The following is a 15,227-nucleotide window of genomic DNA, read 5'->3' as shown; positions in this document are numbered from 1 at the left end:
ATGAGCGACGTATATATTCAGAGCAAGGAAGAGAGCCTCAGCAAGGAAGAGGAGGAGCGGGAGCGAATCGAGATTATTTTGCTCCTGGAGGGGCTGTACCGGATGTATGGCTACGACTTCCGCAATTATGCGTTCCCGTCCGTCCGGCGCCGAATCTGGCATCGGGTGCATGCGGAGAAGCTGCCGACCGTCTCCGCTCTGCAGGAAAGAGTCCTGCATGACCGGGCCTGCATGGAGCGCCTGCTCGGCGATCTGGTCATTCACGTGACGGAGATGTTCAGAGACCCTTCGCTGTTCGCCGCCTTCCGCGAGCGGGTGGTGCCGCTGCTTCGGCAGCTGCCCGCCATCCGCATCTGGCATGCCGGCTGCTCGACGGGAGAAGAAGTATATTCGATGGCTATCCTGATGTATGAAGAAGGTTTGTATGACAAAGCGCGCGTCTACGCCACCGACATCAACGAAGAAGTGCTTCAGGTGGCCGAGCGCGGGGCCTATCCGCTGAAGAAGATGCAGGAATACACGAAAAATTATATGCATGCCGGAGGAAAGGACGCTTTCTCCCGTTATTATCTGGCTTCGGGAGAGATGGCAACATTCCATCCCTTTTTGCGGGAAAAAATCGTGTTCGCTCAGCATAATCTTGTAACAGACCGATCATTTAATGAGTTCCACGTTATTTTCTGCCGGAATGTGCTGATCTACTTCGACAACATGCTGCAGAATCAAGTGCATAATCTTTTCTATGATAGCTTGAGCAGTTCGGGCGTACTGGTGCTCGGACATAAGGAATCCATCGCTTTCACGGGACATGCGGAAAGTTATGAGGCGATCGATCCCCAGGAAAAAATTTATCGGAAGCATAGATGAGGTGGGTGGAATGGACGAGACGATCCGCATACTGCTTGTAGACGATCAACCCGAGAACTTGCTGGCGCTTGAGGCCGTGCTGGAGGATCATCATTATGATCTGGTCAAGGCGACCTCCGGCGAAGAGGCGCTCCGGTGCCTGCTCAAGCATGAATTCGCCGTGATTGTACTCGACGTTCAGATGCCGGGCATGGACGGATTTGAGACGGCGCAATGGATCAAATCCAGAGAGAGAACCAAGACGGTTCCGATTATATTCGTAACTGCCGCTCCCGATGAACAGGACATGGCGTTCACGGCTTATTCGGTGGGGGCGATCGACTATATCGTGAAGCCTTTCGTCCCGCGCACGCTGAAGTCCAAGATCGAAGGCTTTGCGAGCATGTATCTGGCGCAGAAAAGGCTGCAGCAGCAGACAGAGCTTCTGAACGAGCGGACGCGCGAGCTGGAGCGGGCCAAGGAAGAGGCGGAGCAGGCGGCGCTGGCCAAGTCCAACTTCCTGGCGATGATGAGCCATGAAATCCGGACTCCGCTGAACGGCGTCATCGCGATGGCCGATTTATTGAATGAAACCGAGCTGAGCGGGGAGCAGCAGGAGTATACGGACACGATCCGGCGCAGCGGCGCAGCGCTGCTTTATATTATTAACGATATTCTGGATCTGACGAAGATCGAATCGGGCAAGATGGAGCTGAAAGAAAATTCCGTGCATCTGCAAAATTGCCTGATCGAAACCTTCGAGATCTTTCATGCGGAATGCCGCAGCAAATCGCTCGAGCTGTCCTATGACATCGACCGGCAAATTCCGGAGGTGCTGGTGGCCGACGAGTCCAGGCTGAGGCAAGTATTGATCAATCTGATCGGCAACGCGGTCAAGTTTACGGAGCGCGGCGGCGTTCATGTCTCCGTTCATGAAGCGGGCCGCCATGCAGACCGGCTGTCGCTGGAGTTCCATGTCGCCGATACGGGCATCGGGATTCCTCCGGAGAAGCGGGACTTGCTGTTTCAGCCGTTTTCCCAAGTGGATTCTTCGCTGACCCGCAAGTATGGCGGTACCGGTCTTGGACTGGCTATCTGCAAAAATCTGGTGCAGTTGATGGGCGGTACGATAGAGCTGGCTGTTAACGAAAGGCAGGGAGCGGAGTTCGTGTTTACGATCCAGGTCAAGGAGCTGGAGGAGCTGGAATACCTGGGCATAGCCAAATAACATAAGCACGGAAGAAGGTCCCGACGCTGCGTTTGGCAGGCGGGGCTTTTTTGTGCGGTTAAGGAGATGAAAACGCAAACATTTTTTGCCGCTGAGTCATATCTTTCGTTTTATTTGATTCAATTATGGGGGTAATGGTTAAAAATAACTATCGAGCGCTAAGGGTGAATTACCTCATTATATCGATAGAGAGGCAAAGGTGATAGTATGCAGTCCCAATCATGTGTGGCCATCTTGCTGGCTGGGGGCGAGGGACGCAGGCTGGGCGTGCTGACGCAAAGCAAAGCGAAGCCTGCTGTTCATTTTGGCGGAGAATACCGAATCATTGATTTCGCCTTAAGCAATTGTGCTAACTCAGGAATATCGACCATTGGGGTCGTGACGCAATATCAGGCCTCTTCCTTGCATAAACATATCGGAACGGGCAAAAATTGGACAAACCGGATCACCTTGCTCCCCCCCAAGGACGGAGTATATTCAGGAACGGCGGATGCCGTATATAAAAACTTTGCTTATCTCCAGGAGCAGGATGCTGAAGATATTCTTGTATTGTCGGGTGACCATATTTATCAAATGGATTATCGCAAGCTTCTGGAACGGCATCGGCAATCCGGGGCGGATGCGACGATAGCGGTGACGCCCGTCGCTTGGGAGGAAGCCCACCGGTTCGGCATTATGAAAACCAATGCGGACGGGCAAGTGGTAGAGTTTGCCGAGAAACCGGCAGATCCCCAAAGCAACCTGGCTTCGATGGGCATTTACGTGTTCAAGTGGTCTTACTTGAAGCGGATGCTGGAGCAGGATGCCGGACAAGCCGACTCCAGCCATGACTTTGGCAAGGATGTGATCCCGGCTATGCTGCGTGCGGGCGACCGGGTGCAAACCTATTCGTACGAAGGTTATTGGCGCGACGTCGGCACCGTGGAGAGCTTATGGGAAGCTCACATGGACCTTGTCGGCGACCAGCCCAAGTTCCGTTGCCATAGCGGAGCATGGCCGATGCATTCTTCCGCCCAGACGCAGGACAAGCAGCCGCGTATCCAGGGAACGGCTCGTCTGCATCAAGCTCTTGTCGCGGGAGAGGCGACGGTATACGGGCAAGTGGAGCGTTCGGTCGTATCTGCAGGCGCCGTGGTAGGACAAGGAAGCGTGCTGCGGAATTGCGTCGTGATGCCGAAGGCGCGGATCGGCTCCAATGTCTTCATCCGCAACGCCATTATCGGCGAAGGCGCGGTCATCGAGGACGGGGCGTCCGTAGGCACCTTGTCAGGCAATACGATAGCGGTGGTTGGCGATGGAGAGATGGTAGCCAAGCGTGGGGATAAAATCCCGAAAATTTATATGCCTATCGGACAATTTCAATTGGAACCTGTACGATAAACATCAACCTCGGCTGAATTCCGGCCGGCAGTATATAAGGAGGCGTAACAGCATGTTCCATTCGATTATTGTAGCCAACGGCGAGCAAGAAGTGCGCAAAGCTGTTAGCGATTTGCGTCAGGCCGGCCGGGAAGTCGATCAGATTCAAATTCTGGCTCATGAGGGCGTTCAGGAAGCAGGCCTCAATCGCCCTCAATACATGAGCCGGATAGGATTTGTCGGAGAGAAGATGGCGCATACCGCCACTCCTCTGTACAAGTGCAAGGGATCAGAGCTTAAGGACAAGCTGCTGTCCCTGGGACTCTCGGAATCCGCTGTCGAGTATTATGCCAAGGAAATGGCCAAAGGACATATCGTGATCGCTGTAGACGATCAAGCTTTACATCAAACGGATGCGGGGGTGCCGCACAATCCGGTCGTTTCAAGCCGCTAGAATCGCAATCCGTACCCGGAGGGAGAGGGACAGCATGAGAATATGGAGCATGGGATGGATAGCAGGCGTTCTTGTTGTCGGAGTTTCCGGCGCTTCCTGGGGAATAACCGGGGACGCCTGGCGCGAGCCGGCACCCGCTCTGGCCGCATCTCGCTTACATGCCGAAGAGGGACCCATTCTCGCGTTGGCGGAACCGGTAAGCTTCGCTGCGACCGATGCGGCAGCGGGGCGTCTCCCTTTGGAACGGATTAACGGATTGGCGCTTACGGATGACTTGAAGACGATCTATGAGCTGAAGGGCGAGCCGCTCGGCGAGGAGGATGATCAACTATTCCCGGACGAGCGGGTGCTCGTGTTCGAGGATTGCAAGGTCGGCTTGTATAAGCAATCGGTTCAAGCTGTCATCGTCCCGGCAAGCGCAGGCGAAATCGTGATTGATGAAGAAAGACTGCCTCTGAACGCGGACAAGCTGAGAGCCGTTTTGGGCGAGCCCGATTGGGTGGCGGAGGACGGAATCGTATACAAGCGGGAGAGGCATGCGCTGAAGGTATTTCTTGATGCGGAGGATGGCAGCCTGCTTTCGGTTCATTTGTTTCATCACGGCTTTTAGTCCAAGCGGCCGCAAGCTGGCCGCTTAGGCTAAGAGCTTTTGTTGCCTAATGAGAGCTTATCAGGGCGGTTCCCGTGGGCGCGGCTATCTGGGCGTCAAGCCTGCTCCTTTATTGCCTGTCTGCTGAGCCGCCTGGCTTGTCTGAGGAGGAGGAGAGGAAGGACAAAAACCCTGATGGCTTTATGACCATTAGGGTTTTTGAAGTTATGTGGATGTGCTCGTTCCGTGGTTCCGCAGGGGCAGCTTGCTCCGTTAGAACTTCGGAAATACATAGCGGACGATGAAGTACAAAAATCCGAAGAAAATCAAGACGTAGGCGGCATATTTGATGAAGGTGGAAGCTACCATGCCCGAATCCATTTTTTTCTCTACCGTTTTTGTCTCCACATCAACATTTTTAGATTGATTCATGTATGCTCACTCCTTGGACTTTTTTTTAAACTTGAGACAAGTTATGCTTGGTTGTTATTACCCGGATAGAAGGGCTGTGAATCGAACGGTAAGAGCGGTTACATTTCCTAAAAGATTTGTCCAGAACCGTGAAATTGCCTTTATAATCTGGTATTCTAGGAAGTATACGAAAATGTCTGAACGGAGGAGGCTAGCGAGATGGATGCGATGAAGTTTCAGGTAACTGTTCAAACAACACCAGGCGGTTATGTGGTGTCCTTGTCGGGCGAACTTGACTTGGGCTCGGCTGATATGCTTCGCCACCAGACCGAAGCGCTTGCATCAGATGTGACTACTCCGCTCACTCTGGATATGCGGGAGCTGGCTTATATCGACAGCACAGGAATCGGTGTGATTGTAGCACTGCTTAAGATGCGGCAGGCTTCCGGGCTCGGCATTCAAGTTCAGCATGTGCCCCCCAAGATTAAGCGTCTGTTCGATATGACTGGCCTGACGCGTTTTCTTACCTTCGCGGCGAGCGGATCTGCAGCCGAGTCAGGAGGCGCCTCCTCGTCCCCTCCATCTAAGGAGGACAAGGTATGAGCGGCCAGGAAACTGTAGCTCGGGAGGTCGTGCTGACGGTTCCAGCGGATATGGGAGAGCTCGATACGATTCGCCTGACTTTGTACGGCGTTGCCGTGCGGATGGGCTTTACGTATGAGGCTATCGAGGATATGAAGGTAGCGTTGACAGAAGCCTGTAATCATGCCTTGCTGCAACTTGCGGCGGTGGAACCGGCTATGGCCCTCCGCTTCGTGTTTTCGATGCGTCCGGGGGAGCTGACGATGCGTGTGGAAGGCCAGAACTGCAAGCTTAGCTTCGGAGAAGTCGGCAGAAGCCCGGTTGACATGGTCCAGCAAGCACAGGAGGAAGACAGGCAGCTGTTCGAGATGGATCATCTCGGTCTGTATATGATGCAGGCGCTGGTCGATGAAGTGAGGGTCATCCCTGCAGGAGAAGACGCGCAGGCGGCTCAGAGCATTGAACTGCTGAAGCGGCTTTCCTGACCCAGCGGACAAGCTTAAGGCTTTGTTTAAATAAGAAGAGGCTGAGAGACCATGCGCCATTCGCCGTTCGGCTTCCGTGAGGAAGAGGGCGGCGATTTTTTTGTTAGGCCTCTCTCAATAACACGTAAAAGCCCGTCCCTGCCAGCGCAATTGCGACTGGTCTGGACGGGCTTTTGTTAGCGGCGGCTATTATTTCAGGTAAGCGTCCAGCATCCACACATGCTTCTGCAGATCGGTACGCATCGTGTTCAGCATATCATGAGTGCCTTCGTCCTCTTGCTCCTCAGCGACATCCATCGCTTCCTTGAATTCATCGATGATCTGATTGTAATCATCACGCAAGCTCTTGACCATAGCCTCGGCTGAATCCAGCGGCGCATGCTCCTTGAGTGTCGTGGCCGCGCCAATCTCCTTGGAAGTGGACACCGGCGAGCCGTTGAGAGCCAGGATGCGCTCGGCGATTTCATCCATGGTCAGGCTTGCTTCATTATATAATTCCTCGAATTTCTTATGCAGATCGAAGAAGCTTGAACCTTTCACGAACCAATGATGCTGATGAAGCTTCATATGCAGTACGGACCAGTTGGCCACCTGCTGATTAAGCAGCTTGAGCAGCTTGCTGTCCGCAGCCGTTGTTTTTGCTGTTGTTTTGGTTTCCTTTTCGAGAACCTTTGCCATTATTCCCTACCTCCAGTACTTGTAATATGTAGCAAGCAATCGCATGGCACGGCCGCTGCCTGATAGCCTTTCAAGACAATCGGACAGCCCAGCGTCCCGACTTCCCGCGGGTCTGTCCGAGGCAGAGCAGGGGGGCGGAAACCGCCTACCTGCTTGTATTTTCTTTACCCTTAGGATGGCCTGACGAATCAAGAATCATTCGGGCTGAGGCTCGTTTCACCCCACGGAGAGGCGGGTAAGAATTACACAATTCCATAATTACAAATGATGACGGAGGGATTATCCATGATAATTGAAATTAGCGTAGCCGTGGTCGCGATCGCATTCGCGGCGCTCGTGGTCTATCTCATCAGAACACTCAAGTCGGTCACTGAACTGCTGTCGCAAACGAATGTCACGATGAAGGAAATTCAAGGGCAGATTGGCGGAATCAGCGTGGAGGCGACCGAGCTGCTGCGGCATACTAATGAAGTGACAGTCGATGTGCGCAACAAGCTCCAATCGATCGATCCGGTCGTCTACTCGGTGAAAAATATCGGAGACGCCGTTCAGGAAGTGACCGATACAGTGAAGGAAGCTACCGCCGCTGTCGCCGGCTCTATCCGCAAAAATGTCCCGGCCGAAACTCCGAAAACCGGCGAAGCGATCGGCCGCATCATCCAAGCCGTTCCTATGCTGCTGGAGATCTGGCATACCTGGAAAGGTACTAAAAAATCCGCTGTAGCCCGCACTAACTGATCCATCCATCCGGCTCATCCGGTTCGGAAAGTGCGGGAATATAAATCGGCATCCTGTTTCAATCCTTCCCTTGCCGGGTAATAAGCTAGGGAATGATTGCAGGATGCCGCTTCTTGGGTTGCCCGAGACAAGCCGGCATTCAGGGAGGAAGGATCGGTAATATGATGGAAAAGTCCAATGTCTTTCAAGTACGCACTGCCAAATCGCCCCACGCTACGACTGTTTTTCTGCAAGGCGAGCTTGATCTTTCCAAAGTATCGGAGCTCCGTTCGGCGCTTGATCCGTACATAGCGGACACGAGTCGTGATCTTGTCTTAAATTTGAAGGATCTGCAATACATTGACAGCACAGGGATCGGTGTGATTGTATCAGTATTAAAGGCCAGAGATGTGCTCAAGGCCCACTTTCTGGTGGAAGACATTCCTCCAAAAATAAAGCGAATTTTTGACCTGACGGGGATTACCCCATTTTTACAGCAGAGCCCCCCTGCGGATTCGTCCGGAGCGCGGATCATAAACGGATAAGAAAGGATCGGAGCATACGTATGAATTCGGAATCTCGCGTGGTTTGTCTCTCTGTCCCTGCTGAGCCGGAGTACATCGATTTGGTTCGTCTGACGCTGTATGGCATCAGCTCCAAGCTCGGATTTTCCTATGAAGAGATTGAAGATATGAAAGTAGCCGTCGCCGAAGCCTGCAACAATGCCGTGGTTCATGCCTATGAGCCCGGCAGGCCCGGCGTGATGGAGGTCCGCTTCGAGAGAATCCAGGACGGGCTGCGCATCACGGTCAAGGACGAAGGTCCAAGCTTCGACTATGAAGCCAAAGCCGAGCGGGCCGAATCCCTACATGACAAGACGCTTAACGAAATCAATGTGGGAGGCCTGGGCATTTATTTGATGCAGGCACTGATGGATGATGTCGAGGTGAGAACCGGCATCGGTACAGAAGTGAGCCTGACCAAACGCGTTCTTCGAAGCGAGGAAATGGTATGAGAACCAATTCGGAACGATCGAATCCAGGGATAAATACGGATGAGCTAATCATTAAATATCAGGAAACCGGCTGTAATGATACCGCTACTATTTTGCTGAAAGAGTATGAGCCTATGGTAAAGATGGCGGCTGGCAAAATGTCCCGGAACCGTCCCGATCTGTTCGAAGATTTGTACCAAGTCGGTCAGATGTCAGTACTAAAGCTGCTGAAGCAATTTGACTTGTCAGTCGGCGTTCAGTTCGAGGCCTATATGATGAAAAGCGTCATCGGACATATGAAAAATTATTTGCGCGACAAGTCGTGGTATGTGCAGGTGCCAAGGCGGATCAAGGAAAAGGGAAACCAAATCCAGCATGTCGTCGATATGTTGACCGTCAAGTTGGAACGTTCCCCCAATGTGGATGAAATCGCCGCAGAGATGGAGCTTTCCGTGGAAGAAACGATCGAAATTTTGGCCGGACGCGACTATTATCACTATGTCTCGCTGGATACGCCGCTCTCCACCGATGATAACGGCTCTACGATCGGGGATGTCATAGGAAGCCCCAGCGATGCCTATCAGCTCGTAGACAACCGGCTGGCGCTTCAGGAAGCGCTCGTTCACCTGAAGCCTGAGGAGCAGAAGGTGCTGGAGCTCGCTTATGTAGAAGGCCAATCGCAGCGAACGATCGCGCAGGCTTTAGGCGTGTCCCAGATGAGCGTATCCCGCATCCAGAAGCGGGCGCTGGACAAGTTGAAAGCGTATTTTCAAGAACCTAACGGCCATCCTGGTGTCGGCTCATAAAACGCGTTCCTTTCATGGGATGCGTTTTTTGGTGGAAAAAAATTGAAGCCGCTGCCGGGCCGGACGGGTTTCAGCGAATTCCCGGACGGGTAATGATAGACAAGCACCTAGCAAGCCAATCCCTAATTCATTAAGGCGGTGGATATCATGACAGTTAAACATCTGATTAAATGTCACGGAAGCGAAGTGTTGGTCCGAGAAGCGGATGGCTCATATATTCTGTCAATTCAATCTTCAACTAATCCGCTGGGATTCGGCAGCACCTTGGAAACGTTCTCAGACAAAGAAGAGGCCATCCAGGCAGCGGAAAAGTTCTGTACCCTGTTGTCGGCGGCCAAGGAGCGCGGTTATTATCTGGAGAACGGCTATTTCGCCAAGCCGGACAAGGAGAAGCTCTCCGTCAAGCAATGTCTGAAGAAGGAACTGGATGAGAACGGCTGGATCTCTGAATTGGAGACGGTGTAGACAAGCAGCTCGGCACAGCAGCTAATAGGAATGGAAGCTAATAACGGAGCCCTCCTCGGGAGGCGTTCCGTTTTTTGCCTTTGTGTCTGCTGGCGGGGAGAGGTAGGCAGGCTCCTCAACAGGGGACATCGCGCTTGGCTGCAAGCAAGCGGGCGAGCGGAGCTTTCGCCGGAGGTTTTATAGTATAATCGGCGTCCTTTACGGGAAGGACGCTTATCCGGCTCAGCATACTGATCGGGTTAGCCGCAGCTACGTCCGGAGTAGCTGTGCTTGCTGTTTGTGGACTCTGAGATAATTTCGTGAGTGATATTCCCCAAGGCAGCACTCGTATGCTTGAAATCGTCATGAGAGCAGAGGTATGTCCGATCCAGCTGCTTTGGGGGAGACGAGTGAGCGTTTAGTTGGACTAGCTCTGTCTTTAAGCTGTTCTAAAAGTTCCGGTAAATAACGCATGGCCTGCGCCGATCGGAGTTTCCACTCGCTGTCGCAGCCAGATTTTTTTGGTTTTAGACCCCATTTCGGAGAAAATCCGCCTGCCTACAAAGGCGGCTGCTTTCGTTCTTTCATTCCCAAGCGGAGCTCTATCCTCTTATTCACCGAATTTTTAGGTCGCTCTCAAAAGGGGGAGACGAAAAATCGTATAAAATACGCGCCTTTGGCGGTCGACGTATAAGACATATATGGAAAATCGCATAAATGCGCTCTGCTGGCGAGCAAAAATAGGGGACTTGTGAGGAAAATCGTATAAATACGTTCTATTGGCGGTCCAAGGGATAACGTTTATACGAAAAAGCGTGTAAATGAGCCTGGGGCTGAAAAATTGAAAGGGTGACCTAACGAGTACCTTTATTTTGGTTATAGTCAGCCTAATAGACAGGCGGAATCGAGTCGAGTCGTATGGCAGATGAATATACTTTATTTGTCCGTTTGGCTGAAATTGACAAGTGCGGCGTGCTTGGGCGCGAGTGCGCGTTAACCGGCGGAGCTGTTCTGTAGTGCCTCTCGAGCCAGCAGCAAACAGCCGCTCAACCTTCCCGGAGGAAGATTAAGCGGCTGCGGAAGGCCGAAGACTTGGCCTGCGTCCGGCTTGGCTTAAGAACGAGCGGCTTGCTCAGCCATGCGGTTTACATTGCTCGAAGCGCGATCTACGGCATCGTTGGCGGAAGACTCCGCTTTGTTAGCCATCTCATGGGCTTTATCCGATGCTTTGCTCGTCAGCTCATGAGCTTTGTCGGCCGCACGCTCCGTCATATCCTTGGCCTTATCAGCCGCGTTCTGCGCCTGATCGGCCAGCTTGCCGCTCATATCCTGAGCTTTGTCGGCAATCGTGCTGCTGTGCTCCTTCACGATCTGAATCGTCTCGGCTGCTTTGGTTTTGCAGGAGTCAACCAGATCGGCACCTTTGGACTGCAGGGTCTGGAAGCGGTCCTTCAGATCGCTTCTCAGCTCCCGGCCCGTCTTGGGCGCTGTCAGCAGGGCAATGGCCGCACCCGCCAGGCCTGCTACTACGGTTCCCATCAGCATACCACTGCGTTTGCTTTCTACTGTACTCATATCTCCTCAGCTCCTCTTTCATTTTCATATAGAAATAGGTGATTCAACCAAAGCTGCAATTAGGCTGCATTGCGGCTCATGCCGCGAGCGACCAGGCCGAGCAGGAAAACGAACAGGGCAGCACCGATAATCGCGGGTATTACGGCGAATCCGCCGATCACAAGACCGAGGTCGCCGATTCCTAACTGACGGAACAGCCAAGCTCCGATCCAAGCGCCGACGAAGCCGGCAATCATCGCTCCGATGATCCCTCCGGGCATAGCGCCTGGTGCAAGAGCTGACCCGATAGCTCCAATCACAACTGCCATTATCAGTGTAACCAGTACGCCTATCATGTCCTTCACGCTCCTTGCGTTAGGTATTAACTTGCTTGTCTACTTTTACCCGACCCCATCCGGGGTGAAACAAAGGTCAAGCGCCGGGGACGGACGGCAGAGAGGCGGCTCGGGCTTGGGATCAAAGCAATATCGGGACGTTCAGACAAATTTTAACGGGAAGGGAACCTTTGAGGATCAGGATCGTCCAATTGGATGTGAGGTGAACCCGGGTGGCCTTTGAATACTTGAAATCGCTGGCAAGCGGTATGGATAAAAATGAGATATTGTCCGAGCTGATGCAAGCTTACGGCGATGACGTATGGAATTACGCGTATTTCCTGACGCGCAAGGCGACCATGGCCGACGATATCGCACAGGATGTATTTGTTAAAGTTTACGAACGGATGTTTACCTTCCGCGGGGAGGCCAGCGTCCGCACATGGCTGTTGACCATTACGCGCAATACGGTGCGCGATCAATGGCGATCGGCCTGGTTTAGAAGGGTCATCCCCTTCTCGGCTCCCCGGCATGAGGGAGCGGCGGCGTCTGCGGAAGCGCAGGCCATCGAATTTCTGGAGGAGGAAGCGATCTGGACGACCGTCCTGCAGCTGCCTGCCAAGCTGAGAGAGGTGCTGCTGCTGCATGCTCATCATCAGCTGTCTTATCGGGACATCGCCGGCATGCTCGGCATCTCGGAGGGCACTGTGAAGTCAAGGCTGTCCAGAGCGCGAGCCAAAGTATCGCAGCAGCTTGCTGCAGAAGGGAGGGAGCCGGTATGAGACGAACCGATCGGAAGGAGGAAGCTCAAGCATTCCGGCGGACGGACGAGGGCCCAGTCAGGCCGGCCGATGAGGAAAAGGCACCCGAGTGGGAAAGCCGGCTCGCCCGATTGCCGCTAGGCCGGCAAGGCTTTTCGGAGCAGACGATCACCCGGATCGAAGCCCGCTTAAGAAGGCCGACCGTACGCACCCGCCGCAGCAAGTTGTTCGGAGTATCGGCGGCGGCGCTGCTGCTGGGGACAACGGCCGTGTTCGGCATCCTTCAGAGCGACCGGATGACCGCAGGCATCCCCTGGCTGTCGAAGCCTCTGCAGGAGGCGCCCCCTCCGCTGGATGCCGGTCGTGCCTACAAGCTGCGAGTATCGGTTGACGACGAAACCGGGTTTATGGCCAGATACGGGACGGCCTTTCAGCAGAAATTTCCCAATGTGCAGCTGGAGCTGATTCGGGTGGGCGACGTGCCGTTAACCGGCAGCGTGATGCGGTCTGAGGTAGGCCGTTGGCCCCGGGGGGAAGAGCTGCCCGATGTGATGGCTCTGAGAGCGGACGAATTTGCGCAATTGGCCGGTCAGGGACGGCTGTACGCGCTGGATGCGGCGATCCGCCAGGACGGGTTTCCCATTGAGCGGATGCATGCCGGGTTAGTGGATGCGCTGCGCAGCCAAGGGGAAGGACGGCTGTATGGCTTGACGCCCGGCTTCCGCCAGACGGCGATCTATTACAATAAATCGTTGTTCGACCGATATGGGGTCGAATACCCCAAGGAAGGCTTAACATGGCCGGAGCTGCTGCAGTTGGCCGTGCGGGTCGGAGAGCAGGGAGGGAAGCGGGAGGGCGTCTTCGGACTCGCCGCTTCTACGCCGGCAGCCGCCGCGGAATGGACGATCCAGGCCGCTGCGGCCATGGGCCTGACCGTCGTCGACCCTTCCGCGGGCCGCGTCAATCTGGACGTTCCCCGCTGGAAGGAAGCCTGGGGCGCTGTGCTGGAAGCGGTCAGACAGGGGCATCTGCAGGCGCCGGCTCAAGAGTCCGAGGGAAAGGGCAAACCTGCAGGAGCAAGCTCGGCAGAGGGCGATCTGTTCGCGGCGGGCAAAGCGGCCATGACATTGCAGACCTACAGTTATGCGATGAAGCTGTCAGTATTGAGCAGCAGACTGGACTGGGATCTTGTCCGCGAGCCGGGCGGTCTTGATCGGCCAGGCGAATCGAGCTCCTTCTCCATCGGCCGCATTTATGCCGTCAGCGCCAGCTCGTCAAGCCAGCGCGCCGCGTGGGAGCTTGTAAGATTTATTCAGGAGCGGGAAGGAGAGCTCCCGGCCGCGGCCGGCTCGGACTACAGCCCGGCGATGCCTGTCGGGGGAATACCCGGCAAGGGGATGGAGGCGCTCCTCGAGCTGCGTCCTCCGTCCGCGTTATTTGCCAGCGGCGGGGGGCAGACGTACAGCGACTTTGTACACGCGGATTTCTCGCGGCTGCTGTGGCGGAAGTCGGCTGAAATTTTGGCCGGGCAGCGAACGCTCGATCAGGCGCTGCCCGAGCTGCAAAGCGAAGCGCAAGCGCTGCTGGAGCAGCGGACGAAGGCGCAGGGACAGCCGTAGACGGCCGCGGAAGGAGGCGAGGCGGCCGAGCGGCAGGGCAGCGGGGCGGCCGCCCGATGCTGCCGCGATCGCGCGCATCCGGTTCTGCTGCTCGGGTTTGGCAGGCCAGGCAGCGGCGGGCGGTTGCCGAGCATAGGCGGGGGCCTGTACGCATGAAGACTACTGCAGGGAGCGGAAAAAAGCCGTATCGAAGGGAGTTCTTCGGTACGGCTTTTCTTCGCGCTGCGTTACGTTCTTCTACCCGATGAGCGACCAACCGGTGTATCCGGTGAGGCGTTCGAGGCGGGATCAGGATGGCTGCCGCAAGGAAAGGAACAGGCAGGATGCGGACGCTTGAATGCGGCACCCGCTCCGGAAAGCGCGAGCTGCTTCATTAAACCCGGGAGCCCGCCGACTGTCTGAACTTGTGAGGCGTTAGTCCGACATTTTTCTTGAACAGCTGGCAGAAGTACGAGAAGTTGCCGAGTCCGATCTGGCTCCCGATCTCCTGCACGCTGATATCCGTCGTTCGCAGGAGCCAGCACGCCTGACGGATGCGCCGGGCGGTTACATATTCGGTGATCGTGCTTCCGACGTTCTGGCGAAACAGGGCGGATACATGGTTCGGGGAGAGATGGATCGCTTGCGCCAGCCGCTCCAGCTCGAACGGCTCTGTATAATGGGCCTCCACCCAGGTCATGATCTGCTCCGCCGTAGATTGGCCCTTGTGTCCAGGAGCGCTGGAAGGAAGCTGTCGGACGGGGCCGCCGGCAGCAGCGGGCAGAGCGGCGGATTCGGCTTTCAAGCGATGCAGGAAGGCGGTCAAAAACAGCAGCTGCTCCTCCAGCAGCCTCTCGGCATGCTGGGCTGAAGCGGACTTAACGCGGGCTGCATATTCCCTGAACAAAATCTCCCAGGGGGCGAGCTCCTGAACCTGGAACGACTGCCAAGCCTGGGGGGCCTTCCAGAGCGCGCGGAAAAAGTCGTTCAGCCCTGGAAACGGCGCCAGCGTCCGCTCCAGCACGGCCGGCTCGAAGACGAACATCGACCGTACATAACGCTGCTGCGGCAAATTATGGATTCGAATCCGGTGCAGCTGAAACGGGCGGAAGCAGAGAATGGTGCCCGGGACTACCTCGATCAGCTGTTGTTCAATTACGACCGCTCCATGCCCCTCATGGACGATGAGCAGCTCCATGCCTTGATGGGCATGATAGATTTCCTGAAATTCATGTGTCCGGTCTTTGAAGAAAGAAAGCTGGACCGGATGCACATTCAAATTCATATAATTCAGCGTCTTCATGACGAATGCCTCCATCGTAATATAGCAACATTTTATCATAAGCGGACTAAACTTTGAGAGCGTTTTTTTTGCTAGGATAAAGA

At 54.8% G+C, this 15,227-nt stretch carries 19 protein-coding genes; 14 read left to right on the top strand and 5 right to left on the bottom strand.

Translation table 11 applies throughout. The annotated features are described in order from the left end of the window. The 5 genes from BLR08_RS22800 (at position 1) to BLR08_RS22780 (ending at position 4,497) form a co-directional block, all read left to right on the top strand. Positions 1–867 carry a CheR family methyltransferase gene (locus BLR08_RS22800; protein ID WP_072335647.1) on the top strand — a complete coding sequence of 289 codons (867 nt, stop codon included), beginning with the start codon at positions 1–3 and terminating at the stop codon, positions 865–867. A gap of 10 nt (positions 868–877) precedes the next feature. Further along, a complete protein-coding gene (locus BLR08_RS22795; RefSeq protein ID WP_072335461.1) occupies positions 878–2,074 on the top strand; it encodes an ATP-binding protein in 1,197 nt (398 codons plus the stop codon). Positions 2,075–2,281: 207 nt separating this feature from the next. Next, entirely contained in the window at positions 2,282–3,454 is a 1,173-nt protein-coding gene (locus BLR08_RS22790; protein ID WP_072335464.1) for a glucose-1-phosphate adenylyltransferase, read from the top strand. A 52-nt stretch (positions 3,455–3,506) separates the two neighbouring features. Beyond that, a complete protein-coding gene (locus BLR08_RS22785) occupies positions 3,507–3,887 on the top strand; it encodes a YflT domain-containing protein (RefSeq protein ID WP_072335467.1) in 381 nt (126 codons plus the stop codon). A 34-nt stretch (positions 3,888–3,921) separates the two neighbouring features. Then, positions 3,922–4,497, top strand: a complete 576-nt coding sequence (locus tag BLR08_RS22780) for a hypothetical protein (RefSeq protein ID WP_072335470.1) — start codon at positions 3,922–3,924, stop codon at positions 4,495–4,497. A 252-nt stretch (positions 4,498–4,749) separates the two neighbouring features. Here BLR08_RS22780 and BLR08_RS31275 read toward each other — a convergent pair whose 3' ends face one another. Next, positions 4,750–4,908, bottom strand: a complete 159-nt coding sequence (locus BLR08_RS31275) for a hypothetical protein (protein WP_176835588.1) — start codon at positions 4,906–4,908, stop codon at positions 4,750–4,752. A 198-nt stretch (positions 4,909–5,106) separates the two neighbouring features. On the opposite strand from BLR08_RS31275, the gene BLR08_RS22775 reads away from it, so the two are divergent. Further along, positions 5,107–5,490, top strand: a complete 384-nt coding sequence (locus tag BLR08_RS22775; protein WP_072335473.1) for an STAS domain-containing protein — start codon at positions 5,107–5,109, stop codon at positions 5,488–5,490. Continuing rightward, positions 5,487–5,954 carry an ATP-binding protein gene (locus tag BLR08_RS22770; RefSeq protein WP_072335476.1) on the top strand — a complete coding sequence of 156 codons (468 nt, stop codon included), beginning with the start codon at positions 5,487–5,489 and terminating at the stop codon, positions 5,952–5,954. Before BLR08_RS22775 ends, BLR08_RS22770 begins: the two co-directional genes overlap by 4 nt. A gap of 189 nt (positions 5,955–6,143) precedes the next feature. Here BLR08_RS22770 and BLR08_RS22765 read toward each other — a convergent pair whose 3' ends face one another. Continuing rightward, complete coding sequence (locus BLR08_RS22765) at positions 6,144–6,632, bottom strand: Dps family protein (protein ID WP_072335481.1); 489 nt, start codon at positions 6,630–6,632, stop codon at positions 6,144–6,146. Positions 6,633–6,917: 285 nt separating this feature from the next. Here BLR08_RS22765 and BLR08_RS22760 point away from each other — a divergent pair, with 285 nt between their 5' ends. The 5 genes from BLR08_RS22760 (at position 6,918) to BLR08_RS22740 (ending at position 9,614) form a co-directional block, all read left to right on the top strand. Beyond that, entirely contained in the window at positions 6,918–7,370 is a 453-nt protein-coding gene (locus BLR08_RS22760; RefSeq protein ID WP_072335485.1) for a DUF948 domain-containing protein, read from the top strand. Between the two features lie 161 nt (positions 7,371–7,531). Next, positions 7,532–7,894, top strand: a complete 363-nt coding sequence (locus BLR08_RS22755) for an STAS domain-containing protein (protein WP_371117626.1) — start codon at positions 7,532–7,534, stop codon at positions 7,892–7,894. Positions 7,895–7,914: 20 nt separating this feature from the next. Further along, entirely contained in the window at positions 7,915–8,364 is a 450-nt protein-coding gene (rsbW, locus tag BLR08_RS22750; protein ID WP_072335488.1) for an anti-sigma B factor RsbW, read from the top strand. Further along, positions 8,361–9,149, top strand: coding sequence for a sigma-70 family RNA polymerase sigma factor (locus tag BLR08_RS22745; RefSeq protein WP_072335492.1), 789 nt, complete (start codon positions 8,361–8,363; stop codon positions 9,147–9,149). Before rsbW ends, BLR08_RS22745 begins: the two co-directional genes overlap by 4 nt. A gap of 147 nt (positions 9,150–9,296) precedes the next feature. After that, positions 9,297–9,614, top strand: a complete 318-nt coding sequence (locus BLR08_RS22740; protein WP_072335495.1) for a hypothetical protein — start codon at positions 9,297–9,299, stop codon at positions 9,612–9,614. Positions 9,615–10,706: 1,092 nt separating this feature from the next. Here the strand turns inward: BLR08_RS22740 and BLR08_RS22735 are convergent. Beyond that, positions 10,707–11,168 (bottom strand): YtxH domain-containing protein, encoded by a 462-nt coding sequence (locus BLR08_RS22735; protein WP_072335498.1) that lies wholly within the window; start codon positions 11,166–11,168, stop codon positions 10,707–10,709. Between the two features lie 59 nt (positions 11,169–11,227). Continuing rightward, positions 11,228–11,503 carry a GlsB/YeaQ/YmgE family stress response membrane protein gene (locus tag BLR08_RS22730; protein ID WP_072335501.1) on the bottom strand — a complete coding sequence of 92 codons (276 nt, stop codon included), beginning with the start codon at positions 11,501–11,503 and terminating at the stop codon, positions 11,228–11,230. Positions 11,504–11,715: 212 nt separating this feature from the next. Between BLR08_RS22730 and BLR08_RS22725 the strand changes: the two genes are divergently transcribed. Together BLR08_RS22725 and BLR08_RS22720 are read left to right on the top strand one after the other, a co-directional pair. Next, entirely contained in the window at positions 11,716–12,264 is a 549-nt protein-coding gene (locus tag BLR08_RS22725) for an RNA polymerase sigma factor (protein WP_083537438.1), read from the top strand. Further along, positions 12,261–13,862, top strand: a complete 1,602-nt coding sequence (locus BLR08_RS22720; RefSeq protein ID WP_072335504.1) for an ABC transporter substrate-binding protein — start codon at positions 12,261–12,263, stop codon at positions 13,860–13,862. The genes BLR08_RS22725 and BLR08_RS22720 overlap by 4 nt, the downstream gene beginning before the upstream one ends. A gap of 373 nt (positions 13,863–14,235) precedes the next feature. On the opposite strand, the gene BLR08_RS22715 is transcribed toward BLR08_RS22720, so the two are convergent. Further along, entirely contained in the window at positions 14,236–15,144 is a 909-nt protein-coding gene (locus BLR08_RS22715; protein ID WP_072335507.1) for a helix-turn-helix domain-containing protein, read from the bottom strand. Positions 15,145–15,227 lie beyond the last annotated feature (83 nt).

It is taken from the genome of Paenibacillus sp. cl123, from assembly GCF_900101595.1.
Classification (GTDB): domain Bacteria; phylum Bacillota; class Bacilli; order Paenibacillales; family NBRC-103111; genus Paenibacillus_G.
This window is presented reverse-complemented; position numbering and strand designations above follow the sequence as displayed.